15 protein-coding genes are annotated in these 22,519 nt (G+C 71.5%); 9 read left to right on the top strand and 6 right to left on the bottom strand.

All coding sequences use genetic code 11. The features are described 5' to 3' along the window. Window positions 1–52: 52 nt before the first annotated feature. Complete coding sequence (locus AC07DS_RS22240) at window positions 53–643, top strand: isochorismatase family protein (RefSeq protein ID WP_479147736.1); 591 nt, start codon at window positions 53–55, stop codon at window positions 641–643. A 205-nt stretch (window positions 644–848) separates the two neighbouring features. Further along, window positions 849–1,151 carry a hypothetical protein gene (locus AC07DS_RS22235; protein WP_479147734.1) on the top strand — a complete coding sequence of 101 codons (303 nt, stop codon included), beginning with the start codon at window positions 849–851 and terminating at the stop codon, window positions 1,149–1,151. A gap of 25 nt (window positions 1,152–1,176) precedes the next feature. On the opposite strand, the gene AC07DS_RS22230 is transcribed toward AC07DS_RS22235, so the two are convergent. Genes AC07DS_RS22230 through AC07DS_RS22220 form a run of 3 tightly spaced genes read right to left on the bottom strand, consistent with a single transcriptional unit; the run spans window position 1,177 to window position 4,525 of the window. Further along, entirely contained in the window at window positions 1,177–2,031 is an 855-nt protein-coding gene (locus AC07DS_RS22230) for a hypothetical protein (protein ID WP_479147732.1), read from the bottom strand. A 44-nt stretch (window positions 2,032–2,075) separates the two neighbouring features. Beyond that, window positions 2,076–4,352: a TOMM precursor leader peptide-binding protein gene (locus tag AC07DS_RS22225; RefSeq protein ID WP_479147730.1), complete on the bottom strand. Its 2,277-nt coding sequence runs from the start codon at window positions 4,350–4,352 to the stop codon at window positions 2,076–2,078. Then, window positions 4,349–4,525 carry a hypothetical protein gene (locus tag AC07DS_RS22220; protein ID WP_479147729.1) on the bottom strand — a complete coding sequence of 59 codons (177 nt, stop codon included), beginning with the start codon at window positions 4,523–4,525 and terminating at the stop codon, window positions 4,349–4,351. Before AC07DS_RS22220 ends, AC07DS_RS22225 begins: the two co-directional genes overlap by 4 nt. 233 nt (window positions 4,526–4,758) lie before the next feature. On the opposite strand from AC07DS_RS22220, the gene AC07DS_RS22215 reads away from it, so the two are divergent. The 4 genes from AC07DS_RS22215 to metF all read left to right on the top strand — a co-directional run bounded on the left by AC07DS_RS22215 (window position 4,759) and on the right by metF (window position 8,792). Then, the gene (locus tag AC07DS_RS22215; RefSeq protein WP_479147727.1) at window positions 4,759–5,589 is read left to right on the top strand and encodes an AfsR/SARP family transcriptional regulator; all 831 of its coding nucleotides are present in this window, start codon (window positions 4,759–4,761) and stop codon (window positions 5,587–5,589) included. A gap of 68 nt (window positions 5,590–5,657) precedes the next feature. Then, window positions 5,658–6,881 carry a methionine adenosyltransferase gene (gene metK, locus AC07DS_RS22210; protein WP_479147725.1) on the top strand — a complete coding sequence of 408 codons (1,224 nt, stop codon included), beginning with the start codon at window positions 5,658–5,660 and terminating at the stop codon, window positions 6,879–6,881. Window position 6,882: 1 nt separating this feature from the next. Further along, on the top strand, window positions 6,883–7,866 hold the full coding sequence (locus AC07DS_RS22205) for a carbohydrate kinase family protein (protein ID WP_479147723.1): 984 nt from the start codon (window positions 6,883–6,885) through the stop codon (window positions 7,864–7,866). Then, window positions 7,863–8,792, top strand: coding sequence for a methylenetetrahydrofolate reductase [NAD(P)H] (gene metF / locus AC07DS_RS22200; protein WP_479147722.1), 930 nt, complete (start codon window positions 7,863–7,865; stop codon window positions 8,790–8,792). Before AC07DS_RS22205 ends, metF begins: the two co-directional genes overlap by 4 nt. A 401-nt stretch (window positions 8,793–9,193) precedes the next feature. Here metF and AC07DS_RS22195 read toward each other — a convergent pair whose 3' ends face one another. Further along, complete coding sequence (locus tag AC07DS_RS22195; RefSeq protein WP_145884138.1) at window positions 9,194–10,723, bottom strand: helix-turn-helix domain-containing protein; 1,530 nt, start codon at window positions 10,721–10,723, stop codon at window positions 9,194–9,196. Window positions 10,724–10,872: 149 nt separating this feature from the next. Next, on the bottom strand, window positions 10,873–11,205 hold the full coding sequence (locus AC07DS_RS22190; protein ID WP_479147719.1) for a hypothetical protein: 333 nt from the start codon (window positions 11,203–11,205) through the stop codon (window positions 10,873–10,875). Between the two features lie 245 nt (window positions 11,206–11,450). Between AC07DS_RS22190 and acnA the strand changes: the two genes are divergently transcribed. Together acnA and AC07DS_RS22180 are read left to right on the top strand one after the other, a co-directional pair. Further along, window positions 11,451–14,183, top strand: coding sequence for an aconitate hydratase AcnA (gene acnA, locus AC07DS_RS22185; RefSeq protein ID WP_479147717.1), 2,733 nt, complete (start codon window positions 11,451–11,453; stop codon window positions 14,181–14,183). Window positions 14,184–14,364: 181 nt separating this feature from the next. Further along, the gene (locus AC07DS_RS22180; protein ID WP_479147716.1) at window positions 14,365–15,840 is read left to right on the top strand and encodes a sensor histidine kinase; all 1,476 of its coding nucleotides are present in this window, start codon (window positions 14,365–14,367) and stop codon (window positions 15,838–15,840) included. Here the strand turns inward: AC07DS_RS22180 and AC07DS_RS22175 are convergent. Next, on the bottom strand, window positions 15,818–18,514 hold the full coding sequence (locus AC07DS_RS22175) for a SpoIIE family protein phosphatase (protein WP_479147714.1): 2,697 nt from the start codon (window positions 18,512–18,514) through the stop codon (window positions 15,818–15,820). The two genes, AC07DS_RS22180 and AC07DS_RS22175, sit on opposite strands and share 23 nt — an antisense overlap. Before the next feature lie 697 nt (window positions 18,515–19,211). Between AC07DS_RS22175 and AC07DS_RS22170 the strand changes: the two genes are divergently transcribed. Next, window positions 19,212–22,478 (top strand): GH92 family glycosyl hydrolase, encoded by a 3,267-nt coding sequence (locus tag AC07DS_RS22170; RefSeq protein WP_479147712.1) that lies wholly within the window; start codon window positions 19,212–19,214, stop codon window positions 22,476–22,478. Window positions 22,479–22,519 lie beyond the last annotated feature (41 nt).

The following is a 22,519-nucleotide window of genomic DNA, read 5'->3' as shown; positions in this document are numbered from 1 at the left end:
CTGCAAGTTACATGACATTGTTGCCATGTCGGGCGGCTCCTAGCGTGGAGCCGTGACTACGACAACTCTTCGTGAACTCAACGGACTCGACCAGACCCCGGCCTCGCCGGCCGAGGCCACACTGATCCTGATCGACTACCAGAACACCTACACGCGCGGTGTGATGGAGCTGGAGGGCTGGCAGGAGGCCCTCGACGCCGCCGCCGGCCTCCTCGCCCGGGCCCGCGCCGCCGGTGCGCGCATCGTGCACGTCATCAACGACGGCGGCGAGGGAACCCCGTACGACATCCGGGCCGAGATCGGGCAGATCCACCCCCGCGTCGCCCCGGCCGACGGTGAGCCGGTCGTCGTCAAGCAGCTGCCCGACGCATTCCTCGGCACCGACCTGGGCGATCTGGTCGACGCGGCCGGCCACAAGGACGTCGTCATCGCCGGTTTCATGACCCACATGTGCGTGACCTTCACCGCCCAGGGCGCATTCCTGCGCGGCAACCGGCCCACGGTCGTGGCCGACTCCTGCGCGACCCGGCCGCTGCGGACGGCGGTGGCGGAGGTCTCTGCCGAGCAGGTCCACCACAGCGCCCTCGCCACGATCGAGGACCTCTACGGGGTGGTCGTACCGTCGGCGTCCGCACTGAGCTAGTGCCTGTCCGGCGGACCGGCCGGCGGGGACGAGAAGGCGCTCGGCCGACGCGGGGGTGCGGGACCACGGGGGTGCCCCGCACGCCCGCCCCGGCCGTCCCACCCATCCTCCAATCCGCCGCTAGTCCCCGTTGTCAATCTCGCTTCGGCTTGCTGCCGCGGGCCCACAGAGTCAGCGTCTCCGTCACCGAAGCGAGGTAGAACCGATGGCTGAAGGCCGCGTCGACACCCACCACCACGTGCTGCCGCCCGCCTACCGGAACTGGCTGATCGAGAAGGGCCTGTACAAGGCGCGGCCCGTGCCGTGGAGCGTGCCCCGCACCGTCCGGATGCTCGACGACCACGGCATCCGGACGGCGATCGTCTCGACGGCCCCGATCGGCCTCCGGCTGGACGCCGAGGACCCCGCGACTTGCGGCGTCCCCGCAGGCAGGGCCGGGGCGCTCGGGGCGAGTCGGGATGAGAATTCGGTAAGCCTCGCAGAAGCGGCGAACGGCTCGTGGCGGTAAGCGAAGGTAGGCGAAGGTAAGCGGGTTAGTGAGTAAGCGGGCGATTCGTGCCGGTGGCACCGCGGGCAAGGAAGGGATTCTCCGTACCGGTGGATCCTGCGGTCGCCTGCCGGTCCGGGCGGCGCAGCGCGGAGCGCCCGCCGGGCTCGGGCCGCACCGGGGGACCGTCGTCCCACCCCCGGCCGCCGTGGCCCTGGCCCTGGTCCGTCCCGGGCGGGGGGTGGGCCGGTGCGGTGCCGTGCCGCTCGCCGAACCCGGCCGCCGGCGCCCCGTCGACGGAGCCCGTGGTGACCGTGCCGCTGGCGGTGAGAAACGCGAGGACCGCCGCCGCGGACGGTGGCGCCCCGACGGCACCCGTGATGTCCCCGACCCGCGTCGGGGCCCTGAGCGACTCGATGATCCGCAGCGTGTCGGCGAGGTGCAGCACCACCTGGTGCAGGCCCGGCGGCGCCTGCAGAACGTGCGTGTGCCCCTGGCGTCGTAGCGCCGCGGAGCGGGACAGCATCACGGTCCGGTGGGCGGGCAGCAGCGCCGGCCGGAACTGCGCCTGCGGCGAAAGCGGAACCACCGAGAGCAGGGGGCGGCCGGTCTGTGTGGCCAGCGAACGTATGAGCAGGCCCTCGACGGTGATGAACAGCCGCTGGATCTCGCTGCGTTGGAGGTCGGTGAGCCCCGCCAGCACGTTCCCGAGCCGGATTGGCCCCAGGCAGAGCCGGTACAGGGCCATGCCGATGACACCCGTCGGATCCGCCAGGCGCACGGCGACCCCGGGGCTGTGCAGTTCGACCGCCTGTCCCGTGGGCGGCACCGACAGGGAGATGTCTTCCCTCAGGGACCACAGTTCGGGCCAGTCGCTGCAGGGAGTCAGGCGCAGGGTCACGGTTGCCACTCAAGGGGTCGAGGGGGACGGCGTCCGGTGGGCGGTCAGACGAACATCGGGATCGGATTGAGGTTCTCGTACGCGGTGGGACGCTCCTGAAGGCCCAGCCGGACCGGTACGTCGAAGAGCCGGCCCGGCGCGAAGCGGGCCCAGAAGTGGCGCAGTCCCGGGGCCAGTACGCGCACCACGGGCAGGCCGACGTCGGGCCTGGTCTGGTCGAGGACCAGCAGATCGTGCCCGGTGTCGCGCATCAGACCCACCATGGCGTCGATGTCGTCGGCCAGGTCCTGCCGCGGCCGGTAACCGTAGCCGGCCGGGGACTTGGGCGCGTGTCCGGGATCCGGAAGCAGGTAGGGCTGGTTCGCCGTCGTCGCCCCCGACCACCAGGCCACGGCCGTCGGGTCGTCGACCGCGTACCCGGTCCCGTCCTCGCGCGCGCCGAGCACCGCCGGGAGCAGCTGCCCCATCTCGCTGAGCGCGCGGAACAGCGCCACCCGGGGGTCGTAGTGCGCCCCGAACCCGAACACGATGTCCTCGCGCGGGCCGTCGGTGCGCCGGGACAGGGCCGCGACGCACGGGATGCCGAGGTCCGACGTGAGGTCGAGGGCCCAGACCTCCCGGTGCAGGGCCTCGAGTCCCGTGCGCAGCCGGGCACTCCACGGGTCGTCGAAGGCGTCCAGATCGACGGCGGGCCGGCGGAGCCGGTTGTACCACCAGACGGCGACGGCGTCGCGCTCCACCAGCTCCAGGAAACCCTGGAGCAGGGCGTCCTGCGGCGAACTGCCCGCGGCACAGCCGTTGGAGTCGGCCAGGAGACCGCCGGTGCCGCCCGCCCCGGTGCCGCCGCCGTAGTAGAGCAGCGAGGTCGGCAGGAGCTTGTGGCGGCCGTCGACCAGGGACCACACGGGGGTCCAGGCTGTCTCGGCACGCTCGTCGAAGGGCGCCGGCACATGGTGGAAGGGGGAGTGCCCCGCGTTCCAGCGGGCGCGGTCCCGGAACTGCCTGGCATCGATCAGCTGGCAGTCGTTCGGGTGGACCGCGTTCTCGCCGAGGGCGCCGAAGCTGTCGAGGACGACCTCCTCATCGCCCTGCAGAGTGCCGCAGTAACGTTCCACCGCCTCACCGAGCGCGCTCATCCTGGCCTGGGCGTCCGTGACGCCCTTGCCGCCGCTCAGCGCGCGCAGGTTGGAGGTGAGCGCCGCCAGGCTCGCCGCGGGCATGGCCAGGTTCTGCCCGGACAGGTAGCAGTGCAGGAACTCCGGTGCCCGGTCGTCGCGCCGCAGCTCCGGGACGATCCCGGTGACCGGGCCGACCAGATGGCCGTACTCCGCCAGCATCCGTTCGGCGGAAGCCGTCCGGTGCCCGGTGCCCCCGGTCGTGGTCTTCGGCCGGGACCCGAGGCGCACCGGTCGCCGGGTGTGCGCCGCGACCAGGCCGGGATCCCCGCAGTCGGGGCACTGCGGCCGGCGCCGGACCGGGTGGTGCCGGGACTCCAGGGTGAGCGTGTCCAGGACGAGCACGGCCTGCTGCCCCGGATGGCGCAGCCCCGCCAGCCACTTGTGCGCCTCCAGCAGGGCGAGCTGCACCCCCGCCCCCCGGCTCGCCGGCACCGAGGCCCGCGGTACCGAGACCGGACCGGTGAGGCCCAGCGCGTCACGGACCGGCAGCTCACCTCGCCGGTGCGCCTGCAGCCGATGAGCGAGACACGAGTGACAGGCGCCGCCGTCCGTGCCGAAGAACGGCCCGATCCACAGGTCCGGGCCGTTCGGGGAGACGAGGAGCCAGGGCCGGCCGGCCGAGCGCTGCCGGGCCTGTACGTCCGTCAGCGCCGGGTCGAGGTAGTCGTCACAGAAGACCAGGCCGAGCGCGGCCTCCGGCTCCGCCGCCGCGACGGTCGGACCGGCCGCCCGGCACTGCGCCCGGATCTCCTCGGCGTCGGCCCCGCCGCACACCGTCACGGCCACCGGCGCGTGGTCCGCGTCGGTGCCGGGTACTCCCGCCAGATCCCAGTACGCCCGCTCCGCCCGGCCCGGACCCGGTGCGCCGGGCACGGTCGCACTGAGCAGTCCGGCCCGGTCCAGCTGCTCCAGGCCGCGCCGGGTGTCCGCGGGCCCGAGGGCGGGGCGCGCCGCCGTGACCACGTCCGCCACGGTCCGCGTACCGTCCAGGAGCGGAGCCAGTGTCTCCGCTCCGGCGCCGCGCACCGCGAGGACGTCGCGGGACGACGACAGATAGACGGCCTGGCCGGGCAGCACGTCGACCCGCAGGTGGCTCCTGAAGCCCACGAGCGGGTCGACGGCGGACGGCTCCCCGGTGTTCACGCTCCGACCGAGTACTCGTCACGCAGGCAGATGGTGAACAGGGCGGTCGTCTCCGAGGACGGATGCCGCAGACTCACGACGGTCAGCTCCTCGGAGCCGGCCGGAGCGGGTGCCGGGTCGGCCACGGGCCGGACGGCAGCGGGCAGGGGCGAGGCGGGGCACAGGGCGTCCACATTTCCTCCGAAGGGCAGCCGGCGGTTCGCAAACCGCGTCAAGAGGGGGGGTGACGCGAGGGATTGTTGCTCCGCATGGCGAGTACACGACAGTGCATTCGTCACTTGCGCACCATGCGTTTTTCACGGGGTGCGGTATGAAGCGCGCACTGGGCCCGACGACGCCCGGGTGCAAGCCTCCTGGGAATGCGGGCTGTTGCACGGCACGCCGATTGGAGAGGGAGTTCATGCAGATGGACATCGCGCTACTCGGACCTCTACAAGCCCAGGCAGGCGGCGGCACCTTCGTACCCACCGCGGCCAAACCGCGTCAGATCCTCGCCCTGCTCGCTCTCGGAGCCGGGCGCATGGTGACCGTCTCCACCCTGATGACCGAACTCTGGAAGGACGCCCCGCCGCCGAGCGCCGCCACCACGGTGCAGACGTACGTGCTCCAGATCCGCAAGGGCCTGGACGCGGCCCTCGGCGAGCCGGGCGCGGGCAAGAGCGTGCTGGCCACCCGCTACGGCGGATACTCGCTCGACGTGCCCCTGGACCACGTCGACGTGCACGCCTTCGAGCAGCTCGCGGAGGCGGGGCGGGCCGCCGCCGACCGCGGCGACACCGAGGCCGCCTCCCGGACCCTGGCACGCGCACTGGGGCTGTGGCGCGGAGCACCGTTGGCGGACGTGCGGACCGGCCCCGTCCTGCGCCGGGAGGTGGTCCGGCTGAACGAGGTACGGCTCTCCCTGCTGGACGCCCGGATCGAGACCGACCTGGAGCGGGGACTGCACGGCGACCTGCTCGGCGAGCTGACGGCCCTCACCGCGGCCTACCCCCTCAACGAGAACCTCTGGGCGCACCTCATGACCGCACTTCACCGCACCGGCCACCGCTGGCGCGCCCTTGAGGCGTACCGGCGCCTGCGCGACACCCTGGTCGAGGAGCTGGGGCTGGAACCCTCCTCCCGGCTGCGCAGACTGCACCAGACGATCCTGTCCGGCGACGGCCCCGAGCACACGCGGCAGGCACCCGGCGTCGGCGCGCGGCTCGCCGGTGCGAGGCGGACACAAGCGCTGCATTAGCGCCCCCGCCCACGATGCGCACGATCAGTTCCGTTCCTGACCGCGGCATCGTTCGGAGGGGTTCACCGATGGCCAGCCGCTACTTCACCTCGGAGTCCGTGACCGAGGGCCACCCCGACAAGATCGCTGACCAGATCAGCGACACCATTCTCGACGCGCTCCTGCGGGGCGACCCGACCTCCCGGGTCGCGGTCGAGACCCTGATCACCACCGGCCTCGTGCATGTGGCCGGCGAGGTCACGACCAAGGCCTGCGCGGACATCGCGACCCTGGTCCGCAACAAGATCCTCGAGATCGGCTACGACTCCTCGAAGAAGGGCTTCGACGGCGCTTCCTGCGGTGTGTCGGTGTCGATCGGCGCGCAGTCCCCGGACATCGCGCAGGGCGTGGACACCGCCTACGAGTCCCGGGTGGAGGGCTCCGCCACAGACGGAGAGACCGACGAGCTGGACCGGCAGGGCGCGGGCGACCAGGGCCTGATGTTCGGCTATGCCTCGGACGAGACGCCGACCCTGATGCCGCTGCCGATCTTCCTGGCGCACCGTCTGTCCAAGCGTCTGTCGGAGGTCCGCAAGAACGGCACCATCCCCTACCTGCGCCCGGACGGCAAGACGCAGGTCACCATCGAGTACGACGGTGACAAGGCGGTGCGTCTGGACACGGTGGTCGTCTCCTCGCAGCATGCGTCGGACATCGACCTGGAGTCGCTGCTGGCCCCGGACATCCGCGAGTTCGTGGTGGAGCCGGAGCTGAAGGCGCTGCTGGACGACGGCATCAAGCTGGACACCGAGGGCTACCGCCTGCTGGTCAACCCGACCGGCCGCTTCGAGATCGGCGGCCCGATGGGTGACGCGGGTCTGACCGGCCGCAAGATCATCATCGACACGTACGGCGGCATGGCCCGCCACGGCGGTGGTGCCTTCTCGGGCAAGGACCCCTCCAAGGCGGACCGTTCGGCCGCCTACGCGATGCGCTGGGTGGCGAAGAACGTGGTGGCGGCGGGCCTGGCCTCCCGTTGCGAGGTCCAGGTCGCCTACGCGATCGGCAAGGCGGAGCCGGTCGGTCTGTTCGTGGAGACCTTCGGCACCGCCAAGATCGAGGCCGAGAAGATCGAGAAGGCGATCGACGAGGTCTTCGACCTCCGCCCGGCCGCCATCATCCGCGACCTCGACCTGCTGCGCCCGATCTACTCCCAGACTGCGGCGTACGGCCACTTCGGCCGCGAGCTGCCCGACTTCACCTGGGAGCGGACCGACCGGGTCGACGCGCTCCGCAGCGCTGCCGGGCTGTGACATGCGGATCGCCGTGACCGGTTCCATCGCGACCGACCACCTGATGGTCTTCCCGGGCCGCTTCTCGGAGCAGTTGCTGAGCGAACGGCTCGACCGGGTCTCGCTGTCCTTCCTCGCCGACCGACTGGAGGTCCGCGAGGGCGGGGTCGGGGCCAACATCGCCTTCGGCCTGGGCCGGCTGGGCCTGCGGCCGGTCCTGGTCGGCGCGGCGGGCGCCGACTTCGCGGACCACCGGGACCGCCTGGAGCAGGCAGGCGTCGACACGGCGTCCGTCCGCGTCAGCGAGTCGCTGCACACGGCCCGGTTCGTGTGCACGACGGACCTCGACCAGAACCAGATCGCCACCTTCTACGCGGGTGCCATGGCCGAGGCGTCCCTGACCGATCTCGCCGGGGCCCAGGACCGGGGCGGCGGCCTCGACCTGGTCCTCGTCGGCGCGGACGACCCCGCCGCGATGCTGCGGCACACCGCGACCGCCCACCGCCTCGGCATCCCGGTCGCCGCCGATCCCTCCCAGCAACTGGCCCGGCTCACCTCGCCGCAGACCCGCGACCTGGTGGACCGCGCGGCCCTGCTCTTCACCAACGAGTACGAGAGCGCCCTGCTCCTGGAGCGGACGGGCTGGACGCAGGAGGAGGTGCTGGCCCGCGTCGGAACGTGGATCGTGACCCGGGGCGCCGACGGAGTCGTCCTGCTCACGGCCGGCGGCACCCGGCTGGCCGTCCCCGCCGTACCGGCCGGCGCCGTCGCCGACCCGACCGGCGTGGGTGACGCCTTCCGCGCCGGATTCCTCGCGGCGTGGAGCTGGGGGCTGTCGTACGAACGCGCCGCCCAACTCGGCTGTGCCCTGGCCACCGTCGTCCTGGGCTCCGTCGGCACCCAGGAGTACAAGCTCGTGCCCGCCGAGCTGCTCACTTCGATCGGCGAGGCCTACGGCAGCACGGCGACGGACGAGATCTCCGGGTACCTGGGGGAGGGCGCATGACCGCACCCGCCGCCTTGGCCCCGGCGCCCGCGACCACCCTCCGGTCCGCCCTCGCCGGCGGCTCACCCACATACTCGTTCGAGTTCTTCCCGCCGAAGAACGAGGCGGGCCTGCGCACCCTGTGGAACACCGTCCGCCGGATCGAGGCGCTGTCGCCGACGTTCGTGTCGGTCACCTACGGCGCCGGCGGTTCGTCCCGCGACCGCACCGTCGAGCTGACGCAGCGCATCGCCACCGAGACGACACTGCGGCCCGTCGCCCACCTCACCGCGGTCGGCCACTCCAGGGCCGAACTGCGGAACATCATCGGCCGCTACGCGGACGCCGGGGTGCGCGACGTCCTCGCGCTGCGCGGCGACCCGCCCGGCGACCCCGGCGGCCCCTGGACCCCGCATCCGGAGGGCTTACGGTACGCCCACGAGCTGGTCTCTCTGGTGCGGCGGACGGGCGACTTCAGCGTGGGCGTGGCCGCCTTCCCCGAAGGACATCCGCGCTCGCCCGACCCGGACAGCGACATCCGGCACTTCGTGGCCAAGTGCCGGGCCGGCGCGGACTACGCCGTCACCCAGATGTTCTTCCACGTGGAGGACTACCTGCGACTGCGGGACCGGGTCACGGCGCTCGGCTGCCACACCCCCGTCATCCCGGCGATCATGCCCGCGACCGACGTACGCCAGATCCGCCGTTTCGCCGAACTGAGCGGCGCCGCCTTCCCGGAGAGCCTGGCCCGCCACCTGGAAGCGGCCCGCGACACCCCGGCGGCGGGCCACCGGATCGGCGTCGAGTACGCCACCACCATGGCCGAACGCCTGCTCGCGGAGGGCGCACCGGGCCTGCACTACATCACGCTCAACAGGTCGACAGCGGCCCTCGACATCCACCGGGCCGTCCTGCGGCTGGCACGTACGTCATCTGAAAGTCCGTGAGCACCCGGGCCCCGGATCGCTGCGCGACGCGCTCCGGGGCCCGTCGCGCTCACGACGGGTCCTGGTGCGCGGCAAGGTGCCCGGTGCAGGCGCAGGCCCCTTGAAGCTCCGCTGGACTCCGCTGCGTGATTCGGCTGAACAGCGGAGTCCGCCGGGGAGCGGCCATGATGATCAGTCAGAGACCGGGCCCCAACAGGGTCAGCCGCAGCAGCGCGGCGAGTGCCGGCACCGCGGGGACGGCGCACCACCACCTGCGGAGCCACTCCAGGTCACGGTGCAGCAGCCCCTGCTTGTGTACGTGGCCCAGGCCCTCGGCGATGGTCGCGCCGAGCGTCGCACCGCCTCCCGACCCGAATTCATGATGGCCGGGAGGCGCGATGCGACGTTCCGTCGAAGCGAACTCAGATGTCCCGGAAGATCTCGATCTGCGCCCCGATCGAGTTCAGACGCTCCGCGAGGTCCTCGTAACCCCGGTTGATGACATACACGTTGCGCAGCACCGACGTGCCCTCGGCCGCCATCATCGCCAGCAGGACGACCACGGCGGGGCGCAGCGCGGGCGGGCACATCATCTCGGCGGCGCGCCAGCGGGTCGGGCCCTCGACCAGGACGCGGTGCGGGTCCAGGAGCTGGAGGCGGCCGCCGAGGCGGTTGAGGTCGGTCAGGTAGATCGCGCGGTTGTCGTAGACCCAGTCGTGGATCAGCGTCTGGCCCTGCGCGACCGCGGCGATGGCCGCGAAGAAGGGGACGTTGTCGATGTTCAGGCCCGGGAAGGGCATGGGGTGGATCTTGTCGATGGGCGCCTCCAGCTTGGAGGGCCGGACCGTGAGGTCCACCAGGCGCGTACGGCCGTTGTCCGCGAAGTACTCGGGGCTGCGGTCGTGGTCGAGGCCCATCTCCTCCAGGACCGCCAGCTCGATCTCCAGGAACTCGATGGGGACGCGGCGGACGGTCAGTTCCGACTCCGTGACGACCGCGGCGGCCAGCAGGCTCATCGCCTCGACCGGGTCCTCGGAGGGGGAGTAGTCGACGTCGACGTCGATGTTCGGCACGCCGTGGACGGTGAGCGTGGTGGTGCCGATGCCCTCGACCTTGACGCCCAGCGCCTCCAGGAAGAAGCAGAGGTCCTGGACCATGTAGTTGGAGGAGGCGTTGCGGATGACCGTCACACCGTCGTGCCGGGCGGCGGCCAGCAGCGCGTTCTCGGTCACGGTGTCGCCGCGCTCGGTCAGCACGATCGGACGGTCGGGGCGGACCGTCCGGTCGACCTGCGCGTGGTACTGGCCCTCGGTCGCCGCGATGTCCAGCCCGAACCGGCGCAGCGCGATCATGTGCGGCTCGATGGTCCGCGTGCCGAGGTCGCAACCACCGGCGTACGGCAGCTTGAAGGCGTCCATGCGGTGCAGCAGCGGGCCCAGGAACATGATGATCGAGCGGGTGCGGACGGCCGCCTCCGCGTCGATCGCCGCCATCTCCAGCTCGGCCGGCGGCACCAGTTCCAGGTCGACCCCGTCGTTGATCCAGCGGGTGCGCACGCCGATGGAGTTGAGCACCTCCAGCAGGCGGTAGACCTCCTCGATCCGGGCCACCCGGCGCAGCACCGTGCGCCCCTTGTTCAGCAGCGAGGCGCACAGCAGGGCGACGCACGCGTTCTTGCTGGTCTTCACGTCGATGGCGCCGGAGAGCCGACGGCCGCCGACCACCCGCAGATGCATCGGACCCGCGTAGCCCAGGGACACGATCTCGCTGTCGAGGGCCTCACCGATGCGGGCGATCATCTCAAGGCTGATGTTCTGGTTCCCGCGCTCGATGCGATTGACGGCGCTCTGGCTGGTGCCGAGCGCCTCCGCGAGCTGCGTCTGTGTCCAGCCACGGTGTTGCCGGGCGTCACGGATGAGCTTGCCGATGCGTACGAGGTAGTCGTCTGCCATGAGGTTGAGGTTATCTCAGATATGAGATGGCGCCTGTTGGGGGGTCCATTCGGGTGACGGGACGTCAATGACCAGCGAAGATGGGCGCGATATGGGATGATGCAGAGGATTTGCCCGATACTCGTCCACTGTTCCGGTTTCGCAAACAATCACACGGTTGCAGTGCAAATCCTCGCGTACTCGTGGGCGAAGAAGAGTGCCGGCTCGAAGCGGACCGCCGGCATGGGATCCGTCGCGTACGCCGGCAGGGCGGGCGCGACGGTGTAGCGGACCCGTTCGACGCCGCCGTGCTCGTCGCGCACCTCCAGCACTCCCGGCTCGGGGCAGTGCCACGCGAACTCCGTGACGTCCTCGCCCAGGGCGTTGGCCAGTGTGCCGGTGCCCCGCCCGTCGTCGAGGAACGCCAGCTCCGACGCCTCCATCACTCCGTAGTCGAAGGGGGAGCTGTCCCAGTGGCCGATCAGTGCGGTATCGAGTGGCATGTGGCGATCTTCGCCCATCGCCCTGTGGCCGACGCCACCGAAAAACGGCAGGGCCGGGCCCGGCCGGACATGACCTCTCAGCCCCCATGTACTAGAGTTATCTCGACATCGAGATATCTGCCGAGGCGCACCGCAGCCGCCACCCAAGTAAGGGTTACCTAACTTAGCCTTACCTTAGCGGATCGGCCAAGACGACGTGGCGGCAGGATTGCGGTGGTACGCGCACATCAATGAAGGAGACTGTCGTGTCGGCGAACAGCTTCGACGCCCGCAGCACGCTGCAGGTGGGCGACGAGTCGTACGAGATCTTCCGGCTGGACAAGGTCGAGGGCTCCGCCCGCCTTCCCTACAGCCTGAAGGTCCTGCTGGAGAACCTGCTCCGCACGGAGGACGGCGCGAACATCACCGCCGACCACATCCGCGCCCTCGGCGGCTGGGACTCGCAGGCCCAGCCCTCGCAGGAGATCCAGTTCACGCCGGCCCGCGTGATCATGCAGGACTTCACCGGCGTTCCCTGTGTCGTGGACCTCGCGACCATGCGTGAGGCCGTCGCGGCGCTCGGCGGCGACCCGGCGAAGATCAACCCGCTCTCCCCGGCCGAGATGGTCATCGACCACTCCGTCATCGCGGACAAGTTCGGCACGAACGACGCCTTCAAGCAGAACGTCGAGCTGGAGTACGGCCGCAACAAGGAGCGCTACCAGTTCCTGCGCTGGGGCCAGACCGCGTTCGACGACTTCAAGGTCGTCCCCCCGGGCACCGGCATCGTCCACCAGGTGAACATCGAGCACCTGGCCCGCACGGTGATGGTCCGAGGCGGCCAGGCCTACCCGGACACCCTGGTCGGCACCGACTCGCACACCACGATGGTCAACGGCCTCGGTGTGCTGGGCTGGGGCGTCGGCGGCATCGAGGCCGAGGCCGCCATGCTCGGCCAGCCGGTCTCCATGCTCATCCCGCGCGTCGTCGGCTTCAAGCTGACCGGTGAGCTCAAGCCCGGCACCACCGCCACCGACCTCGTGCTCACCATCACCGAGATGCTCCGCAAGCACGGTGTCGTCGGCAAGTTCGTCGAGTTCTACGGCGAGGGCGTCGCCGCCACCTCGCTCGCCAACCGCGCCACCATCGGCAACATGTCGCCGGAGTTCGGCTCCACCGCCGCCATCTTCCCGATCGACGGCGAGACCCTGAACTACCTCAAGCTGACCGGCCGCTCCGAGCAGCAGGTCGCGCTCGTCGAGGCGTACGCCAAGGAGCAGGGCCTCTGGCTGGACCCGACGGCCGAGCCGGACTTCTCCGAGAAGCTGGAGCTGGACCTCTCGACGGTCGTCCCGTCGATCGCCGGCCCGAAGCGCCCGCAGGACCGCATCGTCCTCGCGAACGCCGCCGAGCAGTTCAAGACGGACGTCCTCAACTACGTCTCTACCGCCGACGAGGCGGGCCAGGAGTCCTTCCCGGCCTCCGACGCCCCGGCCGTCCACCCGAACGGCGCGCCGTCCAACCCGGTCCAGGTCACCGCCCCCGACGGCACGACCTACACCATCGACCACGGTGCGGTGACGGTCGCGGCCATCACCTCCTGCACCAACACCTCGAACCCGTACGTCATGGTCGCCGCCGCCCTGGTGGCCAAGAAGGCGGTCGAGAAGGGCCTGACCCGCAAGCCCTGGGTCAAGACCACCCTCGCCCCGGGCTCGAAGGTCGTCACCGACTACTTCGACAAGGCGGGCCTCACCCCGTACCTCGACAAGGTCGGCTTCAACCTCGTCGGCTACGGCTGCACCACCTGCATCGGCAACTCCGGCCCGCTGCCGGAGGAGGTCTCCAAGGCCGTCAACGACCACGACCTCGCGGTCACCTCGGTCCTCTCCGGCAACCGGAACTTCGAGGGCCGGATCAACCCCGACGTCAAGATGAACTACCTGGCCTCCCCGCCGCTGGTCGTCGCGTACGCCATCGCGGGCTCCATGAAGGTGGACATCACCAAGGACGCCCTCGGCACCGACCAGGACGGCAACCCGGTCTACCTGACCGACATCTGGCCGACCGAGGCCGAGGTCAACGACGTCGTGGCCAACGCCATCGGCGAGGACATGTTCAACAAGTCCTACCAGGACGTGTTCGCGGGCGACGCCCAGTGGCAGTCCCTCCCGGTCCCGACCGGCAACACCTTCGAGTGGGACGCCGAGTCGACCTACGTCCGCAAGCCCCCGTACTTCGAGGGCATGGGCATGGAGCCGGCCCCGGTCACCGACATCACCGGTGCCCGCGTGCTCGCCAAGCTGGGCGACTCGGTCACCACCGACCACATCTCCCCGGCCGGCGCCATCAAGGCCGACACCCCGGCGGGCAAGTACCTGACCGAGCACGGTGTCGAGCGTCGTGACTTCAACTCCTACGGCTCCCGCCGAGGCAACCACGAGGTCATGATCCGCGGTACGTTCGCCAACATCCGCCTGCGCAACCAGATCGCGCCGGGCACCGAGGGCGGCTACACCCGCGACTTCACCCGGTCCGCCGAAGGTGAAGGAGGGGCTCCGGTGTCGTTCATCTACGACGCCTCCCGCAACTACATCGAGCAGGGCATCCCGCTGGCCATCCTGGCCGGCAAGGAGTACGGCTCCGGCTCGTCCCGCGACTGGGCCGCCAAGGGCACCGCGCTGCTCGGCGTCAAGGCCGTCATCGCCGAGTCGTACGAGCGCATCCACCGCTCGAACCTCATCGGCATGGGCGTCCTCCCGCTGCAGTTCCCGGAGGGCCAGTCCGCCGAGTCCCTCGGCCTGACCGGCGAGGAGTCCTTCTCCTTCACCGGTGTCGAGGAGCTCAACAACGGCACCACCCCGCGCACGGTCAAGGTCACCACCGACACGGGCGTCGAGTTCGACGCGGTCGTCCGCATCGACACCCCCGGTGAGGCCGACTACTACCGCAACGGCGGCATCATGCAGTACGTGCTGCGCAACCTGATCCGCAAGTAAGCGGCAGCGCACAGCGGTACAGGGCCGCATCCCCGGTGACGGGGGTGCGGCCCTTCGCCGTGTCCGGGCCGGGCACGGCGAAGGGCATCGCGCGAGGCGTCACGAAGGGCGTCGCGAAGGTCATCACCCACCCTCAGACGGAACACAGGCTTCCCCCAGCGGACCGGGACAGGATCGATACATGAGCCGCCGCCCGTGGGCCCGCTCGCTGCGCACACGCCTGCTGGTCCTCGTCACCGTCACCCTCGTGGGTGTGTGCGCCGCGCTCGCCCTCACCACCGTCCTCGCCCAGCGCGCCTATCTCATGGCCACCCTGGACGACCGCGTGAACGCCGCGGCCGAACACAGCGTGGACGGGGCCGCACTCCACCCCGAACTCCCCGCCGGCCTCGCCTTCCTCCGTGAGGGCGGCCACACCGAGGGGCTGCTCGCCGCCCGGCCGGACGCCGCCGGCCACCTCGTCTCCGCAGCGGTCGTCACCCGGGACGCGGCCCCGCGCACCCTCACCCCCGCCCAGCGCGCCGCCCTCAGCGGCATCCGGGCCGATGGCTCGGTGCACACCCGGACGGTGCCCGGACTCGGCACCTACCGCGTCACCACCCTCGACGCGAGCGGCATCCGCGTCCTCACCGGCCTGCCCATGGACGACGTCCGGGCCACGCTGGGCCGGCTGGTCGAGATCGAGGCGATCGTCGGGGCCGCCGGACTCGTGCTCGCCGGCGGCGTCTGCGCGGCCGTCATCCGCAGGCAGCTGCGCCCGCTCGACCGGGTCGCCGCCACCGCCGTGGAGGTCTCCCGGGTCACGCTCGGACACGGCCACGTCACCGCGCTGCCGCGGGTGCCCGAACGCGACACCGACCCCGGCAGCGAGGCCGGCCAGGTCGGCGCCGCCCTCAACCGGATGATCGACCACGTCGAGGGCTCGCTCGCCGAGCGCCGACGCGGCGAGGAACGCATGCGCCGCTTCGTCGCCGACGCCGGGCACGAACTGCGCACCCCGCTCACCTCCATCGCCGGGTACGCGGAGCTGATGAACCGCGTCGCCCCCGACCTCGCCTGGCGCCGCGTCCTCGCCGAGTCGGCCCGCATGACGGACCTGGTCGAGAACCTGCTGCTGCTCGCCCGCCTCGACGAGGGACGCCCACTGCAGAGCGCCGAGGTGGACCTCGCCGCAGTCGTCGCCGAGGCCGTGTGGGACGCCCGGGCGGCCGGCGCCGATCACATCTGGCGGCTGGAACTGCGCCCGGACACCCCGGCACCGGTCACCGGGGACGCGGCCCGGCTGCACCAGGCGGTGGCCCACCTGCTGGCCAACGCGCGCACGCACACCCCGCCCGGTACGACGGTCACCGCCGCCGTCGAGTCCACCGCGGGCCGCCACCGGATCCGCGTGCGCGACGACGGCCCCGGAATCCCGCCCGACCTGCTGCCGACCGTCTTCGAACGCTTCACCCGCGCCGACACCTCACGCTCCCGGGCGCCGGGTTCCCAGGGCGGTTCCGGCCTCGGGCTCGCGATCGCCGCGGGGATCACGGCGGCACACGGCGGCGGCATCGGCGTGACCAGCGCCCCGGGCCGGACCGAGTTCACGGTCGATCTCCCCGCGGCCGCTCGGCCGCTGCGCCGAGAGCCCCTCACTCCGCAAAGAGCTCAGTGAAGTCCGGCAGCGCCACCTCGGCCCAGATCACCTTGCCCTGGGGCGTGTACCGGGTGCCCCAGCGCTCGGTCATCTGCGAGACCAGGAACAGGCCCCGGCCGCCCTCGTCGGTGGTCGCGGCATAGCGCAGATGCGGCGAGGTGCTGCTGCCGTCGGCCACCTCGCAGACCAGGGTGCGGTCACGGATCAGCCGGACGTGGATCGGGTCGGAGCCGTAGCGGATGGCGTTGGTGATCAGCTCGCTCAGCACCAGTTCCATGCCGAAGCCCAGCTCGGCCAGGCCCCACTCCTCCAGCTTCTCGGACACGGCGCCACGCATCCCCGAGACGGCGGCCGGATCGCGCGGCACGTCCCAGTCGGCCACGTTCTCGGGCGGCAGCGCCCGGGTGCGGGCGATGAGCAGGGCGACGTCGTCCTTGGGTCGCTCGGGCAGCAGCTCGTCCAGCACCGCCTGGCAGCTGTCCTCCGGCGTCCGGTCGGGATGCCCCGCCAGCGCCTGGCGCAGCAGCTCCATACCCACATCCAGGTCGCGCCTGCGGTCCTCGATGAGCCCGTCGGTGTAGAGGACGAGCTCGGTGCCCTCGGCCAGCTCCAGCTCGGCCGTCCGGAACGGCATGCCGCCCAGGCCCAGCGGCGGACCGCCCGGCAGGTCGGGGTAGGTGACGCTGCCGTCGGGGTGGACCAGCGCGGGCGCCGGGTGCCCGGCCCGCGACATGACACAGCGGCGTGTCACCGGGTCGTAGATCGCGTACAGACAGGTGGCGCCGACGATCTCCCCGGCCGACTCCGCGCACGACGACTCGTCCTGGTCGATGCGGCCCACCAGGTCGTCCAGATGGCTGAGCAGCTCGTCGGGCGGCAGGTCGAGCGTGGAGAAGTTGTGCACCGCGGTCCGCAGCCGGCCCATCGTCGCGGCCGCGTGCAGACCGTGCCCGACCACGTCTCCGACGGCCAGCGCCACCCGGCTCCCCGGCAGCGGGATCACGTCGAACCAGTCGCCGCTCACACCCGACTGGGCCGGGAGGTAGCGGTAGCCGACCTCCAGGGCGCTCTGCTCGGGCAGCGCCCGCGGCAGCAGGCTGCGCTGGAGCGTGACCGCCAGCGCGTGCTCGCGGGTGTACCGGCGGGCGTTGTCGATGCTGACCGCGGCCCGAGCCACCAGCTCCTCGGCGAGCGACAGCTCCTCCTCGTCGAAGGCGTCCCGCTTGGACCGCCAGAAGTTGACCATGCCCAGCACGGAACCGCGGGCCTTGATCGGGGCGGCGATGAGCGTGTGGATGCCGAAGTCGATGATCTTCTGGGCCCGTTGCGGGTCCTGCGCCTGCCAGCCCACCGCGGACGACAGGTCGGTCACCAGCTCGGAGCGGCCGGCGCCGTAGCCGCGCGCCTGCGGGGTGGAGGGCAGGAAGTCGATCAGCCGGCCCTTCTCGTAGAGCGGGTGGTCGTCCCGGATGCCGTTCACGGCGACGCGCCGCATGTCCGTCGCCGTGCGGGCCGGCTCCTCTCCGTGCAGCACGGCGTCGGCCACGTCCACGGTGACGAAGTCGGCGAAGCGCGGGACGGCGAGCTGCGCCAGCTCCTCGGCCGTGCGGACCACGTCGAGGGTGGTGCCGACGCCCAGTCCCGCGTCGTACAGCAGCTCCAGCCGCTCCCGGGCGGCCTCCGCCCGGCCGGACACCGCCTGCAGCTCGGTGGAGTCCCGGAGCGTCACCACGGTTCCCCCGGGGCCTCCCGCGCGGTCCGTCGGGCGCTGGTTGACCGCCAGCAGCCGCCCCCCGGCGAAGTGCACCTCGTCGGTGGCCTCGCGCCCGGAGACCAGCAGCTCCACCATTTCCGGGTCGAGGACCGACAGCTCCCGCACATTGCGCCCCTCGGCCTCGGGGGGCAGCTCCAGCAGCCGCCTGGCCTCGTCGTTGGCCAGCAGCAGATGCCCGCCCTCGGCGACGATGAGCACGCCTTCCCGCACCGAGTGCAGCACCGTGTCGTGGTGCTCGTACATCCGGGTCATCTCGGCCGGAGCCAGGGCGTGGGTCTGCCGCCGCAGCCGTCTGCCCACCAGGGCCGTCCCGCCGGTCGACACCAGAAGTGCTCCGGCCCCGGCGGCCAGGATGATCGGCAGCTGCCGGTTCACCTCGCTGGTCACGTTCTTGACCTTCAGACCGGCGGAGACGAGGGCGACCACCTTGCCGTGGTCGTCCTTTATCGGCACGGTCGCCTGCACCTCGTGGCCGAGCGGGCCGTGGACGCTCTCGGTGTAGACCTTCCCGGCCAGGGACGGTGCGATCTCGCCCACGAACCGATGGCCGATCTTGCTCGGAATCGGATGTGTGTAGCGGATTCCCTTGGTGTCCATGACGACGATGAAGTCGACGCCCGCGCTCTTGCGCCCCGCCTCGGTGAGCGGCTGGAGCACCTTCGACGGATCGGTGGTCTGCAGGGCCTGGAGGACGCCAGGCGAGTGCGCGAAGGTCTGCGCGACGGCGATGGACCGCCGCTTGGCCTCCGTGCTGGTGTCACGCTCCGACTGCAGGACAAGGGCGAAGACGGCACAGACCACAAGCACCACCACCAGCGCCACCTGGAGGACGAAGACCTGCCCGGCGACGCTACGGGGGCTCTTGCCGACCACCGCACGCCTTGAGAGGTGCCTGAATCGGGCCAAAAGGTCCCACATGCGATATTTCTAGCACCGGCCTTTCCGGGTGACTACGGCTGGTCCAAGCGATGGACGTCACATTCCGGCCGGTATGCCGGTCCGTGTGTCACGGCGCCGGCGGCGGGCAGCTGCACCCGACGCCGTGCGCGGTTGCTTCACGCACAGGGGTGGGAGCGCTCCCATAGGTCCCGAAGGCCCTGGCGCGGCCCGGGTGGACCGGAAACCCGCCCGGATCGCGCGGACGCTCCCGCCCTGCCTTCCTACGGTACGTCCGAGACCACCCATAGGTAGATGCGCACGCCTGCGACAAATCGATGCCGGCCTCCCGAAGTGCGAGCGATCGCCGCACCCGTCCGTGGCGGAGCCTCCCTCCTGAACGGCTCTGGGCGGACCCGGTGGCCGTGCACACCGGGTCCGCGAGCCGGGCAGGCGAGGGGGGTGATCCCTGCCCGGGTGGTGCTGGCTTGTGGCGGCGAGACCGTGGGCGGGCCTCTGCCGGGTGGGGCGCGACAACGTTGTCTTATGGTCTGTACATGACTTTACCGCCTCAACCGACAACGATGTCAAGGTACTTGAGGTAGCCCGACCGAGTGATCCAGGCGTGTGCCTGCCGGGCGTACGCGGTCTTCCGTGTTACCGGTGGCGCACGTTACTGTCCCTGCGGCTTGTGCGACCTGTGGTGCGCGACCCGTCCGTTTGGAGGAAGGGCCGCGTCATGCGATTCACTCCCACGTCCCTGCTGCTGGCCGCGGTGCTCGCGACCGGCGGCGCCACCCCCGCCCTCGCGGCGACCGCAGCTCCCCCCGGTCTCGTCAAGGACCCGACCCCCTACGTAGATCCGCTGATCGGCACCAGGAACGGCGGGAACGTCTTCCCGGGCGCCGTCGTCCCGTTCGGCATGTTCTCCTTCAGCCCGGAGAACACCAGAGGCGACGCCGTCCGCACCGCCGCGCCCGGCGGCTACCAGTACGACGCCACCCGCATCCGCGGCTTCAGCCTGACGCACATGTCCGGCACCGGCTGCGCGGGCGGCAGCGGTGACATCCCGCTCTTCCCGTACGCGGGCGAGGTCACGTCCTCCCCGGCGAGCGACACCAAGGACGCCGTCTACGCGTCGGACTTCCGCCACTCCGACGAGACCGCCGAGCCCGGCCACTACAAGGTGGGCCTCGCCTCCGGCGTCACCGCCGACCTCACCGCGACCACCCGTACCGGCTCGGCCCGCTTCACCTACCCGGCGGACAAGCCCGCCTCGCTGCTGGTGCGCACCGCCAACTCCGAGGTGGGCTCGGCCGACTCGACGGTCACCGTCGACCCGGCCACCCGCACCGTGTCCGGCTCCGTCACCTCCGGGAACTTCTGCGGCTACCTCGACCCCGAGGGCCGGCGCTCCTACTACACCCTGTACTTCACCGCCCGCTTCGACCGGGCCTTCACGGCCACCGGCACCTGGCAGGACGACAGGCTGAGCCCCGGCTCCCGGCAGGCCTCCGGCGGCACGGGCGGCTTCTCGCACGGGGGCCGGCCGGTCGCGGGCAAGGGCTCCGGAGCGTATGTGCAGTTCGCGCAGGGCACCGGCCCGGTGAACGTCAAGGTCGGCATCTCCTACGTCAGCCAGGCGGGCGCCGAGGCGAACCTCGCCGCGGAGAACCCGGCGGGCCGCTCCTTCGACGCCGTCGCGGACGCGGCGCGCCGGGCCTGGCGCGACCGGCTGGGCGCGGTCCGGGTCGGCGGCGGGACCGACGCCGAACGCGCCACCTTCTACACGGCGCTGTACCACTCCCTGCTGCATCCGAACGTCATCAGCGACGCCGACCGCAGATACCGTGGTGCGGACGGCCGGCCGCACACCGTCGACCGTCGCCATCACGCGCAGTACGGCACCTTCTCCGGCTGGGACGTCTACCGCGACCAGGTGCAGCTGCTCACCCTCCTCGACCCGCGCACCGGGTCGGACATCGCCCAGTCGCTGTACGAGCTCGCCGGGCAGAACGGCGGGGTCTGGGACCGCTGGCTGCACGGCGCGAGCGGCACCCACGTCATGAACGGAGACCCGTCGCCCACCGCGCTGGCCGGCATCCACGCCTTCGGCGGCACCGGCTTCGACCTGAGGGGCGCCCTGGACTCGCTGGTCCGGGCGGCGACCGTACCCACGCAGCAGGACCTGTCCGCGGCCGGCAAGCCGGTGCTGTCGGTGGGCCAGCGCCCGTCGCTCGACAAGTACCTCAAGCTGCACTACATGCCCAGCGTCTCCAACGCCTGGGGCGGCGCCGCCGAGACCCTGGAGATGTCCACCGCGGACTTCTCCCTCGCCCAACTCGCCACGGCGGCCGGGGAGAAGGACACGGCGGCGGCCTTCGCCCGCCGCGCCCAGTGGTGGCAGAACAACTTCAACATCGCGGCGGACAAGAGCGGTGGCTACATCGCCAACCGCAAGGCCGACGGCAGCTGGGTCACCGGCTTCACCCCCGACACCGGCAACGGTTTCGTGGAGGGCACGGCCGCCCAGTACACCTGGATGGTCCAGCACGACCCGGCGGGCCTGTTCGCGGCGATGGGCGGCACGGACAAGGCGCTGGCCCGGCTCGACGACTTCTTCCACACGAGCGACGGCGGCTGGGCCTTCACCGGCCAGGGCGGCACCAAGTCCGAGCTGGACAACGAGCCGTCCGTGAACGTGCCCTACCTGTACGACTACGCGGGCGCCCCCTACAAGGCGCAGGAGACCGTCCGCGCGGCCATGCGGCAGCTCTGGTCGACCGAGCCCGGCGGCATCCCCGGCAACGACGACCTCGGCGCGATGTCGTCCTGGTACGTCTTCTCCGCGCTCGGCATGTACCCGCAGGTGCCCTCCCGGGCCGAACTCGTCCTCGCCTCACCGCTGTTCGAGCGCATCGAGATCGACCGCCCGCAGGGCAACGACATCTCCGTGCACGCGACCGGGGCGGCGGCGGACGCACCGTACATCCGGTCCCTGAAGGTCGACGGGCGGGCCGCTGACCGGCCCTGGCTGCCGGCCTCCTTCGTGCGCGACGGCGGCCGCCTCGACTACACCCTCTCCACCACCCCGGACCGCACCTGGGGTGCGGCCTCCCCGCCGCCGTCCTTCCGGGAGGGCGAGCAGCCGTACCAGATCGGCGTCGGCCCCACCGCCGCCACGGTCGCACCAGGGGAGCGCACGAAGATCGGCATCCGCGCCCTCGCACTCGGCGGCGGCACCGGCCCACAGGTGCGCTTCCGGGTCGAGACCCCCTCCGGTGTCACTGCCACGCCCGCCGAGGGCACGGTCACGGACGGCTCCCAGGAGATCACCCTGGCCGCGGCCGAGGACGCCACCCAGGGCTTCTACGCCGTCAACGTGAAGGTGACCTCCGGCGACACCTCCTACGAGCAGCCGGTCTCCCTCACCGTGGCCGCACCGGGCACCCTTCTCGCCGCCTACAACAACACCGGCGTCTCCGACGACGAGGGCGAGCACGACGAGGGCGACTACGACGGTGGCGGCTGGAGCTACTCCCGCCAGGCCCTCGCCGCGGCCGGCCTCACCCCGGGCGGGCAGGGCACGGTCGACGGCCTGACCTTCACCTGGCCGAACTCGCCCGCTGCCCGCCCGGACAACGCCTCGGCCACCGGCCAGACCGTCGAACTCGGCAAACCCGCGACCCAGTTGTCGTTCATCGGCAGCGCGGTCAACGGCAACCAGCAGAGCAAGGCGACCGTGACCTACACCGACGGCACCACCGACACCGTCGACCTCTCCTTCACCGACTGGACCGTCGGCGGCGGAGGCGGCACCGTCCAGTACGGCAACGAGGTCGTCGCCAGGACCGCGTACCGCAACGTCGCGGGCGCCGACAAGGACCCGGTGGCGACGTACGTCTTCGCCACCAAGCCGTTCGCGGCGCCGGCCGGCCGGACCGTCAGGAGCGTCCGGCTGCCGGAGAACACGGACCTGCACGTGTTCACCCTCGCCACCGGCTGAGCGCACACACGACAGGGGGGCGGACCCGAGCGGGTCCGCCC

The sequence above is a fragment of the Streptomyces sp. NPDC044064 genome (assembly GCF_056434245.1).
This window is presented reverse-complemented; position numbering and strand designations above follow the sequence as displayed.